The sequence below is a fragment of the Povalibacter uvarum genome (genome assembly GCF_014202975.1).
GTDB classification, from domain to species: domain Bacteria; phylum Pseudomonadota; class Gammaproteobacteria; order Steroidobacterales; family Steroidobacteraceae; genus Steroidobacter; species Steroidobacter uvarum.
Window position 1 is genome coordinate 655101 of sequence record NZ_JACHHZ010000003.1, and the last position, 23562, is coordinate 678662.

General features: G+C 62.8%; 18 protein-coding genes. 14 read left to right on the top strand and 4 right to left on the bottom strand.

Features of this window, described 5'->3' with window-relative positions; translation table 11 throughout:
* Nucleotides 1–335: 335 nt before the first annotated feature.
* Nucleotides 336–491 (bottom strand): hypothetical protein, encoded by a 156-nt coding sequence (locus HNQ60_RS14220; RefSeq protein ID WP_184332871.1) that lies wholly within the window; start codon nt 489–491, stop codon nt 336–338.
* Nucleotides 492–808: 317 nt separating this feature from the next.
* On the opposite strand from HNQ60_RS14220, the gene napE reads away from it, so the two are divergent.
* The 5 genes from napE to HNQ60_RS14245 are packed head-to-tail and all read left to right on the top strand — an operon-like array spanning nt 809 to nt 4951.
* Nucleotides 809–955: a periplasmic nitrate reductase, NapE protein gene (napE, locus tag HNQ60_RS14225; protein ID WP_184332873.1), complete on the top strand. Its 147-nt coding sequence runs from the start codon at nt 809–811 to the stop codon at nt 953–955.
* 19 nt (nt 956–974) lie between these two features.
* A complete protein-coding gene (locus HNQ60_RS14230; RefSeq protein WP_184332875.1) occupies nt 975–1313 on the top strand; it encodes a chaperone NapD in 339 nt (112 codons plus the stop codon).
* On the top strand, nt 1310–3805 hold the full coding sequence (gene napA, locus HNQ60_RS14235) for a periplasmic nitrate reductase subunit alpha (RefSeq protein WP_184332877.1): 2496 nt from the start codon (nt 1310–1312) through the stop codon (nt 3803–3805). The genes HNQ60_RS14230 and napA overlap by 4 nt, the downstream gene beginning before the upstream one ends.
* Before the next feature lie 19 nt (nt 3806–3824).
* Entirely contained in the window at nt 3825–4307 is a 483-nt protein-coding gene (locus HNQ60_RS14240) for a nitrate reductase cytochrome c-type subunit (protein ID WP_184332879.1), read from the top strand.
* Nucleotides 4304–4951 (top strand): NapC/NirT family cytochrome c, encoded by a 648-nt coding sequence (locus HNQ60_RS14245; RefSeq protein ID WP_184332881.1) that lies wholly within the window; start codon nt 4304–4306, stop codon nt 4949–4951. The genes HNQ60_RS14240 and HNQ60_RS14245 overlap by 4 nt, the downstream gene beginning before the upstream one ends.
* On the opposite strand, the gene HNQ60_RS14250 is transcribed toward HNQ60_RS14245, so the two are convergent.
* Both HNQ60_RS14250 and HNQ60_RS14255 read right to left on the bottom strand, forming a co-directional pair.
* Nucleotides 4948–7608: a serine/threonine-protein kinase gene (locus tag HNQ60_RS14250; RefSeq protein WP_184332884.1), complete on the bottom strand. Its 2661-nt coding sequence runs from the start codon at nt 7606–7608 to the stop codon at nt 4948–4950. The genes HNQ60_RS14245 and HNQ60_RS14250 overlap by 4 nt on opposite strands.
* Nucleotides 7572–8210 carry a sigma-70 family RNA polymerase sigma factor gene (locus HNQ60_RS14255; RefSeq protein ID WP_184332886.1) on the bottom strand — a complete coding sequence of 213 codons (639 nt, stop codon included), beginning with the start codon at nt 8208–8210 and terminating at the stop codon, nt 7572–7574. The genes HNQ60_RS14250 and HNQ60_RS14255 overlap by 37 nt, the downstream gene beginning before the upstream one ends.
* A 332-nt stretch (nt 8211–8542) precedes the next feature.
* Here HNQ60_RS14255 and HNQ60_RS14260 point away from each other — a divergent pair, with 332 nt between their 5' ends.
* The 4 genes from HNQ60_RS14260 to HNQ60_RS14275 all read left to right on the top strand — a co-directional run bounded on the left by HNQ60_RS14260 (nt 8543) and on the right by HNQ60_RS14275 (nt 17473).
* A complete protein-coding gene (locus HNQ60_RS14260; protein WP_184332888.1) occupies nt 8543–11311 on the top strand; it encodes a TonB-dependent receptor in 2769 nt (922 codons plus the stop codon).
* A 260-nt stretch (nt 11312–11571) separates the two neighbouring features.
* Entirely contained in the window at nt 11572–13083 is a 1512-nt protein-coding gene (locus HNQ60_RS14265) for a M48 family metallopeptidase (protein ID WP_184332890.1), read from the top strand.
* A 358-nt stretch (nt 13084–13441) separates the two neighbouring features.
* Nucleotides 13442–16399 (top strand): TonB-dependent receptor domain-containing protein, encoded by a 2958-nt coding sequence (locus HNQ60_RS14270; protein WP_184332892.1) that lies wholly within the window; start codon nt 13442–13444, stop codon nt 16397–16399.
* Nucleotides 16400–16615: 216 nt separating this feature from the next.
* Nucleotides 16616–17473, top strand: a complete 858-nt coding sequence (locus HNQ60_RS14275) for a TetR/AcrR family transcriptional regulator (protein WP_184332894.1) — start codon at nt 16616–16618, stop codon at nt 17471–17473.
* Here the strand turns inward: HNQ60_RS14275 and HNQ60_RS14280 are convergent.
* A complete protein-coding gene (locus HNQ60_RS14280; RefSeq protein WP_184332896.1) occupies nt 17457–18101 on the bottom strand; it encodes a TetR/AcrR family transcriptional regulator in 645 nt (214 codons plus the stop codon). The genes HNQ60_RS14275 and HNQ60_RS14280 overlap by 17 nt on opposite strands.
* Before the next feature lie 162 nt (nt 18102–18263).
* Between HNQ60_RS14280 and HNQ60_RS14285 the strand changes: the two genes are divergently transcribed.
* From HNQ60_RS14285 to HNQ60_RS14305, 5 genes are all read left to right on the top strand, one after another.
* A complete protein-coding gene (locus tag HNQ60_RS14285) occupies nt 18264–18560 on the top strand; it encodes a high-potential iron-sulfur protein (RefSeq protein WP_184332898.1) in 297 nt (98 codons plus the stop codon).
* A 42-nt stretch (nt 18561–18602) separates the two neighbouring features.
* Nucleotides 18603–19076 carry a c-type cytochrome gene (locus HNQ60_RS14290; RefSeq protein ID WP_184332900.1) on the top strand — a complete coding sequence of 158 codons (474 nt, stop codon included), beginning with the start codon at nt 18603–18605 and terminating at the stop codon, nt 19074–19076.
* A 118-nt stretch (nt 19077–19194) separates the two neighbouring features.
* Nucleotides 19195–20928 (top strand): DUF1592 domain-containing protein, encoded by a 1734-nt coding sequence (locus HNQ60_RS14295; RefSeq protein ID WP_184332902.1) that lies wholly within the window; start codon nt 19195–19197, stop codon nt 20926–20928.
* A gap of 3 nt (nt 20929–20931) precedes the next feature.
* A complete protein-coding gene (locus tag HNQ60_RS14300; protein ID WP_184332905.1) occupies nt 20932–22296 on the top strand; it encodes a DUF1552 domain-containing protein in 1365 nt (454 codons plus the stop codon).
* Complete coding sequence (locus tag HNQ60_RS14305; protein WP_184332907.1) at nt 22293–23561, top strand: hypothetical protein; 1269 nt, start codon at nt 22293–22295, stop codon at nt 23559–23561. The genes HNQ60_RS14300 and HNQ60_RS14305 overlap by 4 nt, the downstream gene beginning before the upstream one ends.
* Nucleotide 23562 lies beyond the last annotated feature (1 nt).

Genomic DNA, 23562 nt, shown 5'->3' on the forward strand with positions numbered 1-23562 from the left:
GCAGAGTGCCGGTGAGCGTAAGAACGAATCCGTCACTCCCACGAAAGCGGGAGTCCATGCATCAGATTCGGATGGATTCCCGCGTGCGCGGGAATGACGAGGGAGTTCCGTCACCCGCGAAAGCGGGAATGACGAGGCAGTTGCGTCACTCCCGCGAAAGCGGGAACGACGAGGCAGTTGCGTCACTCCCGCGAAAGCGGGAGTCCACGCATCAGTTCGGATGGATTCCCGCGTGCGCGGGAATGACGGAGGAGGGGGTGGGGGAAGGATTGCGGCTTCCCGCCAATGCCTGCCGGCGCGCCGTTCATTGGCTACGCCGGCAGGGGGCGAGCGGGTTACTGGATCTGAGTCACCGTCACCGAGTAACCGTCCCGAGCCGCGTGCTCGGCGGCAAAGGCACCGAGGGACAGGCTGGCGCTGACGATGACAGCCGACAGGAACATGCAGATGGCGCTCTGGGCTTTGCGGCTGATTTCGGTGAAGGCAAACATGACGGTCTCCTTGGGTATCTTCTCTGCGACGTCCGCGTTATTGCGGGGTTAGCGTTAAGACACGGCAGACCCGCGCAGGGTTACACCGATCTGCGCGATGCCGGTGAGCCGCGGCGATGTGCCGGCGAGCCCATCCCTGGCGCGGGAGGAGGACCCGCAGGCCGGGGACTGAATCCCCGCCGTATCAGTGAGATACGGACGGGCGTCGAGCACATCCGCGCCCGGGAAGCCACCCTGACGGGCTGTGGAAACCCGTGATTCACACGCCCCGCGTGAGCGAATAGAAATCAGGTTGTCCGCGGTCCACGGGAGGCGCGATGCAAACAGAAAAAAAGCGCGAACTGATCGTCTTCACCTTTCTCGCGCTCGTGCTCGCACCCATCCTGGCCGTGATCATCGTTGCCGGCTTCGGCTTCAGTGTCTGGATGTATCAGCTCATCGCCGGTCCGCCCGGCCCTCCTTGACGCACGCGAGGTCGATTCCATGCATTCCCCGTTGTCACGTCGTGATCTCTTTCGCCTGGGCGATGAGCCCGGGCAGGCAGCGCGCGCGCAGGAGATCGTCCACATCGCCAGCCTGTTGCTGCAGGTGTTGCCCGACCGGATCGATGCAGTCCGCGAGACAGTTGAGCAGCTTCCGGGCGCGGAACTGCACAGCACAGCGCATCCGGGCAAGTTCGCGGTCGTGCTCGAAGCAGGCAATGAGCGAGCGCTGGCTGATGCAACAGAGACACTCTCCCGGCTGCCAGGTGTGCTGACCGTTTCCATCGTTGCGCATCTGACCGAACAGGCGTCGGCACTCGACGAGGAGTGGCAGCCATGAATCGTCGCCAGTTCCTTCGCCGCAGTGCTGCCGCGTCGGCGATTGCCGCGGCTTCCGCGAATCCCGCGCAGGCATCGAACATCATCACCGAGTCGCAGTTCACGCGAATGAAGTGGTCGAAGGCGCCGTGCCGGTTCTGCGGAACCGGCTGCGGCGTGCGCGTGGCCGTCAAGGACAACCGGGTCGTCGCCACGCACGCCGATGCGAACGCCGAGGTCAATCGCGGCCTGAACTGCATCAAGGGCTATTTCCTGTCGAAGATCATGTACGGCACGGACCGTCTGACGCAGCCGCTGCTGCGCATGACGGACGGGAAGTTCGACAAGAACGGCGAGTTCGTGCCTGTGACGTGGGACCAGGCGTTCGACATCATGGCCGAGAAGTTCAAAGCGGCGCTGCAAGCGCGAGGACCGGAAGGCGTCGGCATGTTCGGTTCCGGTCAGTGGACGATCTGGGAAGGCTACGCGGCGAACAAGCTGTTCAAAGGCGGATTCCGCAGCAACAACGTCGATCCCAATGCGCGTCACTGCATGGCATCGGCCGCTTACGCATTCATGCGCACGTTCGGCATGGATGAGCCGATGGGCTGCTACGACGATTTCGAAGCCGCCGATGCCTTCGTGCTCTGGGGCTCGAACATGGCGGAGATGCATCCGATCCTGTGGTCGCGCGTTGCCGATCGCCGCCTGTCAGCGCCGCACGTGAAGGTGGCGGTGCTCTCGACGTTCGAGCATCGCTCGTTCGATCTCGCCGACATTCCGCTCGTGATGAAGCCGCAGTCGGACCTCGCGATCATGAATTACATCGCGAACCACATCATCCAGACGGGCAAGGTGAACAAGGACTTCGTCAGCAAGCACGTGAACTTCAAGCGCGGTGCGACCGACATCGGCTACGGGCTGCGTCCGGATCATGAGCTCGAGAAGAAGGCGAAAAACGCGACCAAGCCGGGCGATTCCGAGCCGATGACGTACGAGGAATTTGCCGCGTTCGTGAAGCCCTACACGCTGGAGCATGCGGCGAAGCTGTCCGGATGTCCTGAAAGCTGGCTCAAGCAACTGGCCGATCTCTACGCCGATCCGAAAGTCCGAGTGACTTCGTTCTGGACGATGGGATTCAACCAGCACACGCGCGGCGTGTGGGCCAATCACATGGTCTACAACCTGCACCTGCTCACCGGGAAGATCGCGACGCCGGGCAACAGTCCATTCTCGCTGACGGGTCAGCCTTCGGCCTGCGGCACGGCGCGCGAGGTCGGCACCTTCGCGCATCGATTGCCAGCCGACATGGCGGTCACGAACCCCGATCACCGCAAGCATGCAGAGGAAATATGGAAGCTGCCCGCGGGTACGATCAATCCGAAGCCGGGCTACCACGCGGTCGAACAGAACCGCATGTTGAAGGACGGGAAACTCAACGCGTACTGGGTCCAGGTCAACAACAACATGCAGGCCGCGGCCAACATGAATGAGGAAGGACTGCCGGGTTATCGCGACCCGCGCAACTTCATCGTGGTGTCGGAGGTGTATCCGACCGTGACCGCGCAGGCGGCGGACCTGGTTCTTCCGGCAGCGATGTGGGTCGAGAAAGAAGGGGCGTACGGCAATGCCGAACGTCGCACGCAGTTCTGGCATCAGCTCGTCGATGCACCGGGCCAGTCCCGTTCGGATCTGTGGCAGCTGATGGAGTTCTCGAAGCGGTTCAAGACCGACGAGGTGTGGACTGCTGAAACGCTCGCGGCGAATCCATCGTATCGCGGCAAGACGCTGTTCGAGGTCCTGTTCGCGAATGGCCACGCAAATCGCTATCCCCTGAGCGAGACCCATCGTGAATACAACAACCAGGAATCGAAGCACTTCGGCTTCTATGTGCAGAAGGGTCTCTTCGAGGAATACGCCGAGTTCGGCCGGGGACACGGCCACGATCTCGCGCCCTTCGATACGTATCACCAGGTGACCGGGTTGCGCTGGCCCGTGGTTGACGGCAAGGAAACGCTGTGGCGCTACAAGGAGGGCACGGATCCCTACGTGAAGAAGGGCGCTGATTTCGAGTTCTACGGCAACAAGGACGGACGCGCGAATATCTTCGCGCTGCCCTATGAGCCACCCCCCGAGTCGCCGGACGGCGAGTACAACTACTGGCTCGTCACCGGACGTGTCCTGGAGCACTGGCATTCAGGCTCGATGACGGGTCGTGTGCCGGAGTTGTACCGCGCGTTCCCGAATGCACTCGTTTTCATGCACCCGGACGACGCGGAGGCGATGAAGATTCGCCGCGGCGTCGAAGTCCGGGTCGTCTCGCGACGCGGCGAGATCCGTTCGAGGGTCGAAACGCGTGGTCGCAACAAGCCACCGCGAGGCGTCGTGTTCGTGCCGTGGTTCGATGCGTCGCAGCTCATCAACAAGGTGACGCTGGATGCGACCGATCCGATCTCGAAGCAGACCGATTTCAAGAAATGCGCGGTGAAGATCGTGCCCCTCGGAGCGGTCTGATGACCACTGGAGCGCAGTGATGAGAGCCACTCACCTGTTCGGCATTGTCTTCACCGGCGTGCTGGCAACTGCAGCGCTGTTCGCGGATGAGCTCGGAACCGGATTGCGCGGCCCCGCGCCGCTCAACGAAGAGGCCAAGGCACCGAAGATCGCTGATGTCGAGAACTTCGACATCAAGCGTGGACGCGCTTACACGAGCCAGCCGCCCACGATCCCGCACGCGATCGACAAGTACGAGATCACCCGCAACGTGAACATGTGCATGTACTGCCATGGTCGCGTCCGCAACGCGGAGTTCGGCGCACCGATGGTCAGCGCGACCCACTTCATGGACCGCGAGTACGATTTCCTCGCCGAGATTTCGCCCCGGCGCTACTTCTGCACCCAGTGCCATGTGCCGCAGACGGATGCCATTCCGCCGGTCGGCAACAGCTTCCTCGATGTCGATCAGATCCTCGACCGGGAGCGCAAGGTGACGGCCGGGGAAAAGAAAGAGCAATGAAGCGCCTGAAGGAATTCGCGGTCCGCTGGTGGCAAGTAGTTCGCTCGCCGAGCCGCTACTTCAGCCTCGGTTTCCTCACGATCGGCGGCTTCATCGGCGGCATCATCTTCTGGGGTGGATTCAACACCGCACTCGAGGCAACGAACACCGAGGAGTTCTGCACGAGCTGCCACGAGATGCGGGAGAACGTGTTCGCCGACCTCAAGCACACGATCCACTACAGCAACCGCTCCGGTGTTCGCGCGACGTGCCCGGATTGTCACGTGCCGCACGACTGGTCCGATAAGATTGCGCGCAAGATGCAAGCCTCGAAGGAAGTCTGGGGCAAGATTTTCGGCACGATCAACACGCGGGAAAAGTTCCTCGACAACCGGCGGGAGCTCGCCGAGCACGAATGGGCACGGCTCAAGGCGAACGATTCGCTCGAATGCCGCAACTGTCACAACTACCAGTTCATGGATTGGACGCGTCAGAGCGATCGCGCGGTCTATGTCCATTCGACCGCGCTGGCCGGCAAGGACTACACCTGCATCGATTGCCACAAAGGCATCGCGCACAGCCTGCCCGACATGGAAGGCGTCGAAATGCTCTACGGTGCGCCTGTCGAGGAGATCACACCCAACGCCGAGGGCGGCAAGCGCTAGAGCGAACTGATCGTGTAGCGGCGATCTTTACCGCCCGAGGCGGGCGCTGGAACTTCGGCCGCCTGCCGTCTCTCGTGATCCAGATCGCGCAACGCGTCGTCGCACGAGCGAAGCGCCAGCTGCGCCGAGTGCAGGTGATCGCTCGCTTCGGCCGACAGCACCGCATCGCTTTGCGCTGCTGTGAAGACCTGCTCTGAACGACGAAGCAGGGTACGGGCTTCCCGCCACAGCGACTCGCGCCGCTCTGACGTAGTCGCGGCGGAAGCGGCGGCCATGCGGGTCCGCCCGAGCCTCATGTCGTTCGTGGCCAGGATGAAGTGCGTGCTGTTAAGGCGCGGCGATTCGGCTCCTGAGACTCCACGGAGCAGTTTCTGCGCCTCTTCAAGATGACGCGCTGCATCCTCGTGACGGCCGTATGCTTCGAGCGATGACGCCAGCTCACCCTTCGCCCAGCCCAGCGTGAAGCGAAGTTCTTCGCGCTGGGGATCGGTGTTCGCCAGCGCCTGGAGGCGGTCCACCGCAGCGTTCCGTTTGTCGAGTCCCTCGCGCGATCTTCCGATCCATGTTGCAGCCTCGCCAGCATCCATGAGGATGAACGCAGCTTCCTTTCGCAGCTCGCTGTCCTGAGGATTTTCAGTCAGCAGCGACTCGTAGATCTCGAGCGACCGGATCTGGGATGCATACGCGAGCTCGTGGCGGTTGCCGAGCTTCGCAGCCAGGCTGCCGCGGCGGCTGTAGGCTGTCGCAAGGCCGCGGCGCACCTTGATGCGTGTGTCGCCTTTGAGGATCTGCTGCTCATACAGCTCGATCCCCAGGCCGAGTTCGGCGAGGCCTTCATCGAGCGCGCCTCTCATCGCTTCGATCGTGCCCCGCACGACGTGAGTCGTCGCCATGAGTCGCGCGTCTTCCTCGTTGGCCTCGGGTCTTTGCACGAGTGTGCGAGCGATCTGGATCGCTTCGCGCGAGTAGCGGTCCGCGTCATCGAGGGCGCGATTGGACTGGCTGATCTGCGCGATTCGCAGGAAGAGCTGAAGTCGCTCGCGCACCAATCCGTTGTCCCATGGCTCGTGCTTCCGGAGCGACTCCCGAAGCTCAAGCGCCTTGCGGAAGCTGCCGATGGCGGTTTCGTTGTTCTGGAGATTCGACGCGAGGAAGTCGCTCTGCATGTCGCCGACGCGCTCATAGGCACGGGCGAGATCGCGGCGAACCCGTGGATCGTCCGCATTCTCCCGCGCCAGCGCGTCGAGATACTGCAGGGAGTGGCCGATGATCTTCCCGCGCACCGGCAGCGTGCCGGGTAACGGCGTGATCGAGTCATGGACGTCCAGCATGAATGTCTGCGCGAGGCTGCGGACATCATCGAAATGCCGCTGCGCCCGCTGGCGCTCGAGATCCGCGCGATGCGCCTGCCAGCTGGTGGCGACGATGCCGACGATCAGCGATACGGCGAAGAGCAAGCCGACAGCCACAAGGGCAAGATTGCGTCCGACGAACTTCCGCAGCCGGTAGCGTTTGCTCTCGGGAGCCGCAGTGACCGGGAAGCCGCCGAGATACCACGCAGCATCCTGAGAGAGCTGCTGCACGGATTCATAGCGGCGCTGCGGATCTTTGTGCAGTGCCTTGAGAACGATGTTGTCGAGATCGCCACGCAGTTGCGAAGGAGAGCAGGGTGCCTCGACACCTTGCACCGCCAGGCTCGGGCGACGCGGTGCCTGCTCGCAGATCTGTCGTGCAACGTCGTAGTAGGCGGTGCCTTCCATCTGATAGACGGGCTGCGCTGTCAGCAGGCGGTACAGCAGCACACCGAGCGAATAGATGTCGCTGGCGGTAGTCAGCGGTTCACCGCGAATCTGCTCCGGGCTTGCGTACTCGGGTGTCAACGCGACGGTGCATGTATGGGGTTGATGCGCGTGCCCGTGCTCCGGATCGAGCAGTCGCGCGATGCCGAAGTCGAGGAGCTTGACGATGCCGTCCTCGTTGACGAGCACGTTGCTGCACTTGATGTCGCCGTGAACCATGAGATGGCGATGCACGTGATGAACGGCGTCGCAAAGCGTCCGGAAGAGCCGAAGTCGCGCGACGATGCTCAGCTTGCGACGTTCACAGTACACATCGATGGGTTCGCCACGGACGTACTCCATCACGAGGTAGGGAACGCCATCCTGCGTGCTGCCGCCGTCGAGCAGGTGCGCGATGTTCGGATGACTGAGGCGGGCCAGCATCTGGCGCTCGGCACGGAAGCGGCGCATCAGCGCTTCGGGCTCGTGCGTGCGGTACAGAAGCTTGATCGCGACTTCGTGCTCGAACTGTTCCTCGATCCGCGTCGCACGGAAAACCGCGCTCATGCCGCCGCGGCCGATCTCTTCGAGAATGCGATAGCGACCGACCGTCTGTCCGGGCCAGTGAGTCGGTGTCGTGGAGGTCAGGGGCCGGCCGTGCTCGACGGCCGGAACATCGATGAAGTTCGGCGCGCCTTCATGTGCTTCGATCAGAGAGTGAACTTCGCTGCGCAGGCCGTCGTCGCCTGCGCAGGCGCTTTCGAGCCATCGATCGCGGGTTTGCGGGTCCTGTTCGAGAGCGGCGCAGAGGACGTCCTTGACCTGCTGCCAGCGGTCCGGCGTCATCGAGCCGGCTGCGCGAGTTCGCGGCGCAGCCATGCCCTGGCTGCTACCCATTCGCGCTTGACGGTGGCCTCGGAGATGTTCAATGCCTGCGCCGTCTGCTCGACAGTGAGGCCGCCGAAGTAGCGCATCTCCACGACTTGCGACTGTCTCACGTCGAGTGCTTCCAGCTGCGAGAGCAGATCGTCGAGTGCGGTGATGTCCTCGCTGCTGGCGGCTTCCGTGAGGAAGAACTCGCCGGCGGCAATGCACGGCAGCCAGTCATCATTCATGCCCCCCGTGGATTGGGCGTCTTCGAGCAGATCGCTCGAAATCCGCACGGCGTCGCCACCGCGCTTGCTGCTCAGTCGTGCCCGTGCGTGATCCACCAGGATGCGCCGCATGACGGTGGATGCGACGGCGAAGAAGTGTGCGCGATCCCGGATGTCGACCGACTGCAGCTTCACCAGTCGCATGAAAGCTTCGTTGACGAGCGCCGTTCCCTGCAGCGTGTGATCCCGGCGTTCGCGTCGCACGTGTTCGCGGGCCATCGCCCGCAGCTCACGATAGAGAAGCGACATGAGGTCGGCTATGGCGTCGGAGTCGCCTGCACGCCACTGCCGCAGCAGGTGCGTAACGCTAAGTGCAGATGTGTCCATCGGGAGGTTTGAGCAATTTCGTCAGACAGGATCATGCCACGGGCGGCCCGGGGCCCATGCCAGGGGATCACCGGCCCGTCGCACATCCTGTTCGTTCTGTCTCAAGGCGCGGCATTCATAGTGTTAGCGGAAAAAACCCGAAAAACAGCTCACGACAGCAGTGTCCCGCCTGAAGTGAGCTGATTCCCGTGCTGGTACCGCTGACCTGATTGTCGGCGACGCAAAAGACCTCGAGTGCCTGTTGATGCGTGCCGACCACAGGTCCGGACCTGGCCGCCGGCGCATGCGCGTCGCGATGGCAGCCGGCGAATACACACAGGAGAGTTGCGGGTATGAGCACGAATATTCTTTCGCTGCGACGGGCGATTCATTGCACGCTGCTGGCGTGCGTCGGCGTGACCAGTGCGCCGGTCGCATTCGCGCAGGATCCATCGATCCAGGAGATCATCGTTACGGGCTCGCGCATCCGGCGCGTGGACGACGAAACCGCTTCGCCGGTTCAGGTCGTCGATCGCAAGGACATCGAACGCACCGGCGCGACGAACATTGCGGACGTGATCCGCAACGTCGTTCAGTCGGACAACCAGGGCTCGATCCCCACCGCGGCGACGGGTGGTTTTGCTGCAGGCTCGGCGGGTATTTCCCTGCGCGGACTCGGTGTGAACTCGACCCTGGTGCTGGTCAACGGCCGGCGCATGGCGAGCTACGGTCTCGCGGATGACGGCGTCCGCACGTTCGTCGATCTGAACTCCATTCCGTTCGAAGCCGTCGAGCGCATCGAAGTGCTGAAGGACGGCGGTTCCGCGATCTACGGATCGGATGCGGTGGCCGGCGTCGTCAACATCATCCTGCGCGAGAAGTTCGACGGCGTTTCCATCTCGGGTGAAAGCGGCGTGACTCAGCGCGGTGACGGCGACACCTACCGTCTCTCGGTGATGGCGGGTACGACCACTGATCGCTTCAGCGGCTACGTCGCGGTCGAAGGCCTGGAGGAAAAGGCTATCGCACAAGGTGATCGCGGCGGCTATCTCGGCACGCACGATCTGCGTCCCTACGGCTTCTTCGATAGCCGCCAGGGCGCACCCTACGCGGGCGCCGGCAACTACTCTCCCGGCGTACCGGCATTCAGCGGCAGCACGCCCTATGGCTCGGTGCGCGTTCCGGGCGGGCAGGTGCAGCAGCGCATCAACCTGCTGCCGTGCCCGGAAGTATCGAGCGTCACGGGGGTCTGCGTTTTCGACACCATCGACTACATCCAGATTGCGCCGGAAGTCGAACGTCTCAATGTCATGGCTCGCGGCAGCTTCAAGTTCAGCGACACACTCGAGGCCTACGCGGAGCTCGGCTACTTCAGTTCGCATGTCACCGCGCTCGGCTCGCCAGGCGGCGTGAATGACAACGGCGTCTACGATCCCGCCAATCCGGCCAGCCCGATCGTTCACACGACGGTGCTGCCGGCGAATCACCCCGATAACCCGACCGGTGTCGCCCGCACCCTGAGCCTGCTCACGACGATGGTCGGCGGGCGAAACGGCGAACAGGAAACGGAAGTCTTCCGCGGCATCGCCGGACTGACAGGTGAAATCGGCGCGGACTGGGAATGGGATGTGGGCGTCGGCTATATCGACAACCGTCTCACGGATACGAACACAGGCTACATCCGTCATCCGGTGCTGCAGGCCGCGCTGAACTCCGGCCAGTTCCGTGTCGATGGTGCGCTGAACTCGCAGGAGCTGCTGAACGCGATTTCGCCGACGCTCGTGCGCGAACCGACCAGCACGGTTGCGATGATGGATGCACGCATCTCAGGCTCGCTCATCGATCTGCCGGGCGGACGGCTCGGGCTCGCGGTCGGCACTGAATGGCGCAATGAAGAAGTCGACACGCCGCCCGTTCCCTTCACCAACACCGGCGAGATCGTCGGCCTCGGCTACTCCGCGTACTCGAAAGACCGCGAAGTCTACGCAGGCTATGTGGAAGTCGATGCGCCTGTCACCTCGATGCTCGGGTTGAATGCAGCGCTGCGCTACGACCACTACGACGACTACGGCTCCTCGATGACACCCAAGGTCGGTGTGACCTTCAAGCCGTTCTCGCAACTGCTGTTGCGCGGCACGTACCAGGAAGCATTCCGCGCTCCTGGTCCGGCCGAGAGCGGCAACAGCGCATCGTTCGGCTTCACCAACATCGGCATCCTCACGACCGGCAACCCCGATCTGAAGCCCGAGGAAGCGCAGGCGTACACGTTCGGCGTGGTCTATGAACCGATCCAGGGCACCAGCGTGTCGGTCGACTACTATCGCATCGATCGCGACAACGAAATCGTCGCTGCCGACCAGGCGGTGGTGGTGGGCGATCTGCCCGTCAACGGCGTGCCGGACTCGCGGATTCCCGGCCTGATTCCGAACTCTTACCTGTTCTACGATGAGTTCGGCGATCTCGCCACGATCTCCGCTCCGTTCGTCAATGCGAACAAGACCAACACCGATGGTTTTGACCTCGACGTGCGTCAGCGCTTCGAGCTCGGCGGTGCAGGCACTTTGACCGCGGCATTGGTGTGGACGCACGTGCTGAGCTTCGAGCGGCAGGTGCCGGGAGGGCAGGCGTTCGAGTACGCCGGCACGCACGGGCCGTACGTGCTCAGCGCCGCAGGTGGCACACCTGCCGATCGCGGACGGCTGCAGCTCACGTGGGACTACGGAAATCTGTCCGTCACGGGAGCCGTCGGCTACGTGAGCAGCATGGACATGATCGACCACGAAGGCGAAGAGCTGGTCGACGTGGGCGATGGCACGTACACCACGACGACGGGCGAGGGCTACTACGTCGTCGCGGATCCGGCGGGCAAAGTCTGCGGCGTCTACAACCCGGACGGCTCAGTGCCGAACGGCTGCAAAGTCGACTCGTTCACGACGGTCGATCTGCGCGGCTCGTATGTCTACGGTGAAGCATGGGAGTTCAGCGCGAGCATCAAGAACCTGCTTGACGAGAAGCCTCCGTTCGATCCGTATACCTACGGCGGCCTCAACTACAACCCGGTGTTCCACCAGCAGGGTGCGATCGGCCGCGCGTTCAGCGTGGGGCTGAAGTACTCGTTCTAAGAAGCGGATGGCGGATAGCGGATGGTGAATAGTCAGAATCGATGTGGGCAATGCGCAGGGATCTGATGGCTCACACCGCTGCTCCGTGAAAAGCAGATGCGCCGTCGCGGTATCGCCGCGGCGGCGCATCTCTTTCTTGTCTTGCGGCATTGCGATCGTAACGGCAGGTAATCCGCTCACCGACAGGAAAGTGAGAACTGGTTCAAATTTGCGGTCGTCGGTGCGACGTAATCTGCGCCCCTGCCGAGCGGGAAGGGCGCATGGACATTTCGGACTATTCCACTCTGATTGGCCGGTTGGAGCATGAGGCGGATCGCCGGCCTCCGTTGTATAGGCTCAAAGCCCGCTTCGTGGCGGCACTCGGCTATGCACCTGTCGCCGTGGCTGGTCTCGGCGTGCTCGCCGCGCTCGGTCTGCTGATCGTTCCTCTTGCTTCGGGCGGTCATCCTGCGATCACCAGCGGCGTGGTTTTCCTGGTCTCGGTGCTCGTGCTCCTGGCTTTCGTTCGTGCATTGTGGGTATCGATCGAATTGCCCTCCGGACGCTACCTGGACCGCGAAGAAGTCCCCGCGCTGTTCGCGGCCATCGATGAGATCACTCAGAAGTCGGCGGGCCGGAATTCGTTGCCGGCGGTCATCGACTCGGTAACGCTGAATCGCGAATTCACCGTCGCTCTCTGGCAGGTGCCGACTCGCGGCGTGTTCGGCGCTTGTCGAAATCATCTCGAAATAGGCGTGCCGATGCTGGCGGCGCTCAGCACGGCAGAGCTCAAGACCGTTCTCGCGCACGAAATCGGTCATCTCGGCGGCGCGCACGATACGTTCAGCGCATGGATCTACCGACAGCGCTCGGTGTGGATGGAAGTGGAGCGGAAGTTCTCCGCTGCCGAGGGTGTCGTGGAACGCGTCCTCGCGAAGTTCTACAGCTGGTACGTCCCTTACTTCGCTGCCTATACCTTTGTGCTCGCTCGTGAGCACGAGTATGCGGCCGACCGTGCTGCTGCCCGTGCGACGAATTCCCGCGTGCTGGGTCGAGCCCTGATCAAGGCCGATCTCATGGGGCGATTCCTCGCGGAGGTTTTCTGGAAGCGGCTGTTCGAACAGGTCGAGCGGTTGCCTGAACCGCCGTATTTGCCGTACTCGGTTCTGCCGCGCGTTTTCTCGATGGCGCAGAAGGAATGGTCGCGGCGCGATTGGCTCGATCAGAGCCTGCGCACTTATCCGACCCACGAGGAGACGCATCCCGGGCTCGGCGAACGTCTCACCGCGCTCGAGGTGACGCCGGAATTGCCGACGCAGGTTCCCGACAAGTCCGCGCTCGCACTGCTGGGCGACAACGCGACCATGCTGCTCAAATGGTGCGACGACGAATGGGGCAACGAATACCTGTCCGCCTGGCGCAAGCGCCACGACGCACTCCGTGAAGTGCGATGGAAGATCGCTCAGTACGCCGGCACGCCCGAAGAGCAGCTCAAAGCGGAAGATCTCTGGGAGAAGTCGGCGCTGCTGCTCGACGTCGGGCAGGAACTGGATGCCATCCAGACGCTGCACCTGCTCGTCGGTCGCAATGACGAGAAGTTCGCCAAGGCGCACCTGCTGCTCGGGCGCCTGCTGCTCGAAGGCGGCAACGAGCACGGGCTCGAGAATCTCGCTGAAGCAGCTCATCAGGATCCGGAGCTCGTCGCCGAGGCGGGCGAGCTGGGTTACGGTTACCTGATCCAGCGCGGTCGCAAGGGAGAAGCGCAACGCTTCTGGGATCGCATCCGCGCCTGATTTCCTCTGCCGGCGGATCCTCGCCGGCTCACTCCCCAGCTTCGTTGGGCTCAATCCCGCAGCGCGGTACGGTTCCGTGCGCTGGTTCACTAATGGTGCTGGCGTCAGTAAGACGCTGCGTCAAGCACGCCGCAGCTCTCGACCGTTTCAGCGGCGAGTTGGCTGGCTGCATTTTAATCTTTAAGTATCAAATAAATAGCTTGTGAGCACTCCCGGAGATGGATTGCGATCTTCGGCATCGAGATTCTCTTACTGGTTGCAACGTCAGAAAGCTGGTTGCATGATCAACCGGTGCGCTGCTTTCAGGTGAAGCATCGCCAGAGACTCGAAGAACTATCCAAATGGGGGGCAATCGACCATGTTGAAGTGCAGAAACGGTCGCGGTCAGATCGCGGCGGCTGTGGCCTTGGCGTTGTGCGGAGAGATCGCAACCGCGCAGGACGCGACGCCCGAGACGAGCGAGATCGAGATGATCATCGTTACGGGCTCGTTCATCCGTGGCGCGGCGGAGGATGCGGCTCTGCCGATCGACGTGCTCACGGCGGAAGATCTGGCGAAGCAGGGCTCGCCGAGCATGGTCGAGATCGCGAAAGCATTGCCGGCGTCCCAGGGCGTGTTCGGCGATTCGAACCAGTTCGGCGCCGGCCAGTCGACCGGGTCAGCCAACGTGAACCTGCGCGGTCTCGGAACGCTGCGCACGCTGGTCATGCTCAACGGCAGGCGCCTGGCGCCCAACCCCGCGATCGGTGCCGGCGTCGACATCAACCTGTTGCCGACCGCGGCGATCGGTCGCATTGAAGTTCTGAAAGACGGTGCCGCGGCCACTTACGGTTCGGATGCAATCGCAGGCGTCGTGAACTTCATCACGCGCGACAACTTCGAAGGCCTGCAGGTCGACGGCAGCTACAGCCACATCGACGGATCCGATGGCGACTACGGCGCCAACATCGCTTACGGCTGGAAGGGCGAGACCAACTCGTTGCTCCTCACTGCCGGCTATCGCGCACGTTCGGAGTTGCCGGCTCGCGAACGGGATTGGGCGCTGCGAACGCTCGCCGAAAATCCCCAGGGCGGATGGAGCGGCTCCGGCAGCCCCGGTGTCTATCTCGCCGGCGCTGGATTCGCCACGCGCATCGTCGACCCGCAGTGCGAGAACCTCGGCGGAACGTTCACGGGAACGGGCTCCGATGGCCGCACGGGATCTCCGGTCGGCGCCGCGCAGGCGACGGGTTGTTCGTTCCAGTACCTGGCATTCGACAACCTCGTCGAAGACGAAGAGCACTACCAGGTCTATGGCCAGTTCGATCAGGATATCGGCGAGAGCACGTCGCTGCATTTCGAAGCTCTGTACGGAGCCCACAACGTCGAGCGCGAGAATTCATCGCCGTCGTATGCGCCGAATCAGGGTGCCTCGGGTGGTGCGCCGAATTACTTCATCCCGATCGCGAACCCAGGCTTGGCAGCCCTCTTGCCGCAGCTGACACCGACGCAGCAGGCGATCGTCACGGGAACCGGAGGCATGCTCGCGAATGCACTGCTGTGGCGCCCGCTGGGCGTCGGCGGCAATCCACTGACCGGCGAAGGCAAGGAAGACCAGCGCAATTTCGATGGCTATCGGTTCTCGCTCGGCTTGAACGGAACCATCGGTGAGACGCTGACGTGGGATACGGCGGCGACATACAGCGTTACTCGCGCTGACGTGGCGACGCCGGACATGCTCGTGGCCCGCCTCGGTCGCGCGCTTTCAGGACTCGGCGGACCGAATTGCACCGGAACCACCGCGGGACAGAACGGCTGTCTCTGGTTCAATCCGTTCTCCACCGGCGTTGCCGAGAACATCGTCACCGGCCAGCAGAATCCCGCGGGCGCTTCGGTCCCCAACAATCTGGAAGTGATCGACTGGCTGTTCGAGGACTACGCATACGAACTCGAACAGAGTGTGCTGGCTGTCGATGCCGTACTCGCGGGCGAGATGGGCATCGCGCTTCCGGGCGGCAACATCGGTTGGGCATTCGGTGCGCAGTATCGCGAAAACGGCTATGTGCGCGACGCGAACGATCTTTCGGATCCTGCAACCACGCCATGCCCGCAAACTGTCGTGAATCCGGCCGCGACGTGCACCGTGCAGTCGGGCGCATTCTCGTTCTTCGGTCCGCTGGCGGCGTACGACCTGACTCAGGAAGTGAAGGCGGCATATGCCGAGTTCAACCTTCCGCTGTTCGATTCGCTCAATGCACAACTCGCCGTGCGCTACGAGGACTACGGCGACGGTATCGGTGACACGACGAATCCGAAGCTGGCTCTGCGCTGGCAGCCGTTCGACGCACTCGTGATGCGCGGCTCGGTCAGTACGACGTTCCGCGCTCCTTCTGCGACTGCGACGGTGCCGGGCTTCCTGCAGACCACATCGGGCTTCACCGCACAGGCGGTCACGTACAAGCCATACGACAACTTCGGTAATCCGGATCTCGAAGCCGAGACCGCGCTTGCGTTCAATGTGGGCATGATCGTGAAAGCCGCGGGCTTCACCGGATCGGTGGACTACTGGAGCTTCGACATCGAAGACGAGATCGTCGCGGAGCCAGGTACGGCGATGGTGCGTGCGTTCTACGATCCGAACTTCGATCCTTCGACGTATGCGACGCGCTGTATCGATCCGAACTACGCCGCGCTGCGTTCCCGATTCACCTTCCAGGGCACGGGATGCGGCAGCGCCGCGACGCCGAATCAGCCCGCGATCGCCAACCTGGTGAGAACGGCCATCCAGACCAACAACAGCGAGACGAACACGAAGGTCTCCGGTCTCGACGTTGCGCTGTCGTACCTGTTCAACGGCGTCGGACCTGGTGACCTGCTGATTGGTGTGGATGGCACATACAACCTGGAGTACGACCAGGGAGCGACAGTGGTCGAAGGCATCGAAGTGCTCGCTGCGGGTGACTATGTCGGCACGCGCGGCGCCGCGGGTTCATTGCCGACGTGGAAGGCATCGGGCTACATCGACTACGGCTTCGGCGCACACAACCTGCGATGGACTGCCCGGTATCTGAGCGAGATGGATGACACCCGCACGGGTGAGTCGCTCACCACGTTCGCCGGCATCCGTGAGGGCGATCCGGGAAGCGTCGTGGAATCGACCCTGATTCACGACTTCACCTACCGGGCCGAACTGCCGTGGCAGAGCACGCTCAATTTCTCGGTGCTCAACGTGTTCGACGAAGACCCGTCGTTCGCGCGACTCGATCTGAGCTACGACCCGTTCACGGGCAGCCCCGTCGGTCGTGTCTTCAAGGTCGGCGTGAGCAAGGTGTTCTGAGGATCGTGCGAGGAGTCGTCCCATGGCGCTCATGCCAGGGCGGCTCCTCGCCCCGAATGCGGGCGCCGGGCGAGAGGCTGACGACCCCCAAGACTCGACTCAGTCGCACTTGCCCGGCGCTTCGCACTGCGCTGAACCAGGCCGCGTCAGGTTGACAACCTGTCGCCGGCCCCGTTAGCGTCCGGCGCAGTTTCGCTGGTCAGATCTTCGCCCCACATGACTCTAAGAACGTCGACAGCCCTGAGCCGCAAGGAGCTCTATCGACGCGTCTGGAGCGAGCCGCTCGGGGTCGTCGCGAAAGATGTCGGATTGAGCGGCAGCGCGCTCGCGAAGATCTGCAATCGCTTGCTGGTGCCGTATCCGACTCGCGGTTACTGGGTGAAAGTCGCCGCGGGACAAAAGCCCCCGCGCGAGCCGCTGCCGGCGGCTCCCGAAAAAGCATCCAACGACGTCGTATTTTCCGCGAAGCGAGTGTCCTCGCGGCGTTCACGAACGCGTCTGGATCCTTCGGCGCGCCGCGAGCAGTTGCTGAAGGTCGCTGAAGAACTCATTACGCAGCAGGGCCTGCATGCTGCGACGATGAAGCGCATCGCCGCGATCGCCGGGATCAGCGAGACGCAGTCGTACAACTACTTCCGCAGTCGGGAAGAACTTTTCGGTGAGCTCGCCCGACGCGAGTTCGCACGCATCCGCGACGCGCGGCAGGCGGAAGTCGTCCGGTCGGACGACCACTACGAATTGATCACACGAACTACGCGAGCGTATCTGAGGCACATCGGACAGCGCGGTCGTCTGCTGCAGATATTGCTGAGCAGCCCAGGTGTGCGTGCATTGTTGCGAGCGGAGAACCGGCAGAAGCAGCACACCGAAGTGCGTTCGCACGCGCAGAACCTGGTGGGCTTGTATGGGATTTCGAAGTCGCTGGCGCTCGGCACGACTGTGGTGCTGACGACCCTGTGCCTGCGGGCCGGTAAAGTGATCGCGGACGGGAAGATTTCGGAGGAGGCGGCCGAGCGGCTTTGTCTAACGCTCGTTCTGCAAGGTTCTCGCGATCTCGTCAGTCGGGGATCCTGACCCCGTCGGGCGCGCGCAGCGCCTTCAGACTGCTGGTGATCAATCCGTGACAGATCTGGCGCGCTGTCGTCGGGTCCAGTTCGCCGTGGAAAACCAGGCGACCTGATTCCTCGGGGATGGCCGACATCATTTCCACGGCCGCATAAATTTCGGCTTCGTTCAGTGGCAATGATTCGCTGGCCAGTTTGAGCAGCCGCCGCATCACCTCGTCGCGCATCTCGAGCAGACGCGGCTCGATGCGTTCCTTCATGTAGAGATCGGTCATGAGGATGTGCAGCAGCGGTCCGCTGCGCGCCACATGCTCGTGGTACATCATCGCGCACAGCACTGCCGCCTGGTCGAGTTCATTCACCCTCGAAGCGGTGTCGAAGCCGGCGAGTGCGAGACTCTGGATTTCACGATCGAGCAGTGCATTGAACAGCGCGTATTGCGTTGGGAAGTACGCGTAGATGAGCGCCTTGCTTGCACCCGCCGCGCGAGCCAGTTGTTCGATGGGCAAGGGCAGATAGCCCTGCTCCACCACCATCCGCGCAGCCGCTTCCAGCATCTGAGCCCGGCGCAATTCGGGCGCGAGGCGCTTTCCCTTCTGCGTTTTCGGTTCCTGCTTGAGGGTCTGGGTGCGGGGCATAGGCGTCGCTTATAGCCTGTCGCCGACAGGGCTTCAATACTGCAGCGTGAGCGGAAATTCGTGGGATCGCAAGCGCGTGTCAATGTTATTGACTGTCGCACCATTACTAAGTATCTATGACCGCACTCGCGCATCACCGCTTTTCAGGCAAGAGGCCAGCGAATGCAGTCACTCGATCGTCGCAGGTTCCTTCGCTGGGGCGTGCAGTTGCCGGTCGCCACGCTCGTTGCGGGCAAGGCATTCGGCGCGTGCGTGGACCCCGATGAGTTGAGCGACAGCCTTCGCGACATGCGCGAGTCTCTCGACTACGCGGACACAGCGAGCAACGCGAATCAGGCTTGCAACGGCTGCTCGTTCTTCAAACCCACGAAGGCGGGCGACAGTTGTGGTTACTGCGAAGTCCTGCAGGGGCCCGTCAGCTCGGCCGGACATTGCGTGTCCTGGACGAAGCGATCCTGACCCGCGGCATCGCAACGAATTCATCCGGAGACACAGTCGATCATGAGGTCATTGCGAATTGCGGGCGCGCTCCTGGCGCTCGGTACCTGTGCAGGCATCGGCGTTTCGATTGCGGAGGAAGAGTTCGATCCGCAGCCCATCATCGAAGGAAGGCAAGCAGCCCTGCGGGATATCGGCGGGGCGTTCAAGGGAATCAGCGATGAACTGAAAGTGTCCTCGCCCTCGATTCCGACGATCAGCCACTACGCGCGGCAGATCGACGATCTGTCGCGACAGCAGAAGTTCTGGTTTCCCGCCGGCACTGGCCCCGAGGCGGAGATCGAGACCCGAGCGAAGCCCGAGATCTGGCAGTCCCCCGAAGAGTTCAGGAAAGCGCAGTCCGCGTTCAGCGAGCACGTGCAGAAGCTCGTGAAGGCGGCAGAGTCGGGCAACGTGGCAACCATCCAGGCGCAATGGCGTGAATTGGGCAAGTCGTGCAAAGGATGTCACGACAGGTTCCGCGAGGAAGAAGACTGACGTCAGTCGCGCCGGCAGAGCGCGCTGCAGTGCGAGCGGGCGGCAAGATTCGTCAAGAACGCTCCGCGGCGGCGTTCGCTAAATTGACGGTCACTCCAGTAATGTACTACGGTTGATCATGCGAACTGGCCGTCGAGCCATCGCGGTGACAGGGGGACGAGCTTTGCTGACGAAGATCGCGGCACGGGGCAGGATGATCGCGGTGGTCTGTGCGGGCCTCGTGGGTGCCGCCGGCTTGAATGCGGCTCCGGCCGCTGAGAAGAACTCTGCGGGCGCCGCCACGAAAGTCGCCCTTCGCCGCATCACGGAGTCGCAGTACCGGCACACCATCGCCGATGTTTTCGGTCCCGGCATCAAGGTCGAAGCCCGCTTCGAGCCGGAGCGTCGCGAAGACGGTCTGCTTGCGCTCGGCAGCGCGGTCCTGTCGCTGACCTCTTCGGGATTCGAGCAGTACTTTGCACTGGCCGGTTCCATTGCGGATCAGGCGTTGAGCCGCAAGGATCGGGAATCGTTCGTCGGCTGCGCGCCGCATGATCCATCGAAAGCGGATGATGCCTGTGCCCGCGGTTTCATTGCGAAGTACGGTGAGTCGCTCTTCCGCCGGCCGTTGACTGAGAGTGAGCTGCAGTCGCGACTCAAGGCGGCGGCGCTCGGGGCGAACCAGTCAGGCGATTTCTACGGCGGCCTCGAACTCGCGCTGGCGAGCCTGCTGGTCGCACCAGACTTCCTTTTCCGAGTAGAGATGGCGGAGCCGGATCCGGCGAACGCCGGCCAGTACCGCCTCGACGCTTACACCAAGGCTTCGCGGCTGTCGTTCCTCATCTGGGACTCGACGCCCGACGCTGAGCTGCTCGCAGCGGCGCGCAGCGGCGCGCTGCATTCGCAGGAAGAATTGGACAGTCAGATCAGGCGACTGATCGCGTCACCGAAGTTCGAGGCCGGTGCCCGCGCTTTCTTTGCCGACATGCTGCAGCTCGATGGCTTCGGCAACCTCGTCAAGGATCCGACCATCTATCCCAAGTTCAACCAGTCCATCGCGGAAGAGTCCCGTGAGCAGATGCTGCTGCGCGCCGTGAATCTGCTGGTGCACAGAAAGGGCGACTACCGCGATCTGTTCACGTCGAAGGACACGTTCATCAGCCGGCCGCTGGCGTCTGTCTACAACGTGCCCTTCGCGTCGAAGCAGTCGTGGGCAACGTACACGTTCCCGGAAGACTCCGAACGCTCGGGCATCCTCACCGATATCGGCTTTCTCGCGCTCAACGCGCATCCCGGTTCCTCGTCGCCGACGCGTCGCGGCATCAAGGTGCTCGAAGTCTTCATGTGCCAGGCGACGCCGCAGCCGCCGGCGAATGTCGATTTCTCCAAGGTTCAGGACAGCAAGCAAGGCACAGTGCGCGGCCGGCTGCTCGATCACATGGAGAACGAAGGCTGTTCCGGTTGCCATCGCCGAACGGATCCGCTTGGCCTCGCCCTCGAGCACTTCGACGGACTCGGGCAGTTGCGCACGATCGAGAACGGTATGCCGATCGATGTCACCGCCGATCTCAAGGAAGTGAAGCTCGAAGGCGCACAGGGCGTCGGTGAGTACCTGCGCAACGAACCGCGTGTGCCCGCATGCCTGGTTCGTAATGTGTATCAGTACGGCGTGGGGCAGAAGACCGTCGGTCGCGACCGGCCCTACCTTGCCGCGCAGACGGAAGCATTCGCTGCCAGCGGATACCGTTTCCCAGATCTCGTCGCGAGCGTCGCCTCCAGTGCCGAGTTCTTCAAAGTCGTGACGCCGAAGAAGGCGTCGCCCGCCCCGATTGTCGCCAGTACGGCGTCACCGTCGCCACCCATCGCGGAGTAACGAATGAAATCGCGTCTCACCCGTCGTTCGGTTCTTCGCGGCCTCATGGGCGGCGCCGCTGTTTCCGTCGGGCTGCCCGTTCTCGACATGTTCCTCAACGGCAACGGCACGGCGTACGCGAGCGGCGCGCCGCTGCCGACACGGTTCGGTACTTACTTCTGGGGTCTCGGGCTCACCGACACTCCGGCCGGTGGCACACGCTGGGTGCCCGGCAAAGTCGGCGCGGGCTACGAAATCATGCCGGAGCTCGAGCCGCTGGCTGCGGTCAAGGACAAGGTGTCTGTGTTCTCCGGTTTCCGGGTGATCGGAGATGGCCGCGCGAATCTCGTGCACTGGAGCGGTCACGCATCGATCCTCTCCGGCATCGCCCCCGCGTCGGCAAGCCGCTTCGACGGTCCGTCGTTCGACACGAAGGTAGCCGACGCCATCGGCACGGGCACTCGCTTCAAGTCTCTCGACGTCGATGCATCCATTTCACGCCAGCCCGTGAGCTATTCCACTCGCACGGGGTCGACGTTCGCATCGCCAGACGTCACGCCGCTCGCGCTGTACACGCGACTGTTCGGGCCGGACTTTCAGGATCCGAACAGCGACAACTGGAAGCCCGATCCTTCGATCATGCTGCGCCAGAGCGTGCTGTCCGCGGTCACCGAGGAACGCAAAGCATTGATGAAGGGGCTGGCGAAGGACGATCAGATCAAGCTCGACCAGTACTTCAGTTCGGTGCGGGACATGGAGAATCAGCTGGCCGTCCAGTTGCAGAAGCCCGAGAAGTGCGAGGCGTGTGTCGTTCCGTCCGCCCCGAGGGAAATGCAGCGCGGCGCATCCGTCGAGCTCGTGAATGAGAACACCCGCACGATGGCCAAACTGCTCGCCATGGGGCTCGCGTGCAACCAGTCGCGTGTCTTTACGTTCGTGCATACCTCGGGCGCGTCGGAAACGTACATGGCGGGTCAGAGCAAGATCTATCACCAGATCACGCACGATGAGCCCACCGATGCGAAGCTCGGCTATCAGCCGGAAACGAGTCGCCTCGCCGGGCTCGTCATGCAAGGCCTCGGCACATTCCTGACCGAGCTCGATGCGATCAAGGAAGGCGACGGCACGCTGCTCGACAATTCGCTCGTGATGGCGTTCAGCGACACGGGCTACGCCAAGATCCATGCGATCGAGAACATTCCGATTTTCTTTGCCGGCCGCGCGGGCGGCAGACACAAGGCGGGGCAGCACATCGCCGGCCATGGTGACTCGGTAACGCGTGTATCGCTCACCGCAATGCAGCTCGCGGGCGCGTCGGTCGGCGAGTTCGGTTCCGGTTCGATGAAGACCTCCAACCCGATCAACGAAGTCCTGGGAGCGCGGACGTGAAGCATCACATCGCAGCCGGGCTGGCGATCGCGGCGGCAGCACTTCCCGGCGTCGCCTCCGCGGACTGGACTCGCGGCTACGTTGTGGAGTGGAACGAACCCGCGATGTACTACGGCGCAAAGGATGGCGTGATCGATCCGGGGACCGATTGTCCCGGCGGAACGAACCCCGAGGTCGACTGGATCAAAGTCATGACGACGGCGGGCTACACCGAAGAAGAGGCGAAGTGGCTGCGCAATCCGGCGAATCCCACGCGCAGTCCTGTGCACGGGCAAAACCAGATGGCGTTCCGCGGCAAGGATCGCGCGAATGTCTACGTGAATCCGACATCAACGCCCGATCCCGGCCTGACCGCTGTGACGGGCACGATCGGCGAAGGTATCGATCTCGACGGCAGCAAGAAGACAGGCTTTACGAGTCCCGCGGGGGAGAAGGGCATCGACAACAACTTCTACAAGACGGTCGGTTGCTGGAAGACGTATCGCGGACCGCGCCGGCTGTCGAGCGGAGCGCTGCAGTTCAACGACTCGATGCGCAACGGCGGATGGACGACGGTGATCGTCGTCGCCGGCAAGGGCAATGACCCGATGAACGACAAAGAGGTCACGGTCGGATTCTTCGTCAGCGACGACAAGATGGTGAAGGACGGCAACGGCAGCATTGCGCGCGACTACACGTTCAACGTCAAGCCGCATGCGCGATACGAAGCCGTCTTTCCCGCGAAGGTCGAGAACGGAGTGATCACGTCTACGAAGGCAGTGGATGGTGTGCTGCGCGAACCAGCTTACTGGCGTGATCTCGAGCTGCTGCGCGCGCAGATCAAGCTCGAAATGAAGCAGGACGGTTCGTTGATCGGCTACGTCGGCGGCTATCGTCCCTGGGAGGATGTCTACAGAGGATGGGTCGGCGCACGCGGGCCGGTGATCGAATCGCTGACGTGGGTGCAGCTCCCTGGCGTCTATTACGCGTTGCGTCGCAATGCCGATTTCAGTCCGACGGGTCCGAAGGGCGAGAAGACTCACATCTCGTACGCATTGCGCGTCGATGCGATTCCGGCCTTTGTCATGACGCCCGATGCGACGGCGCAGGTTGCGTCCGTGCAGTCTTATAAGTCCCTTGCGGCTGCCGAGCCCGGGCGATCGATGGCAGCCATACCGTCGATTCGCGTGGTCGACGGTATCGTGATCGATCCCAAGTCGAAGTATCAGGCGGGGCCGACCGCCGATGTCTTCGCTTCAAGAGTGGCGGCGGCAGCGAGCAACTGAT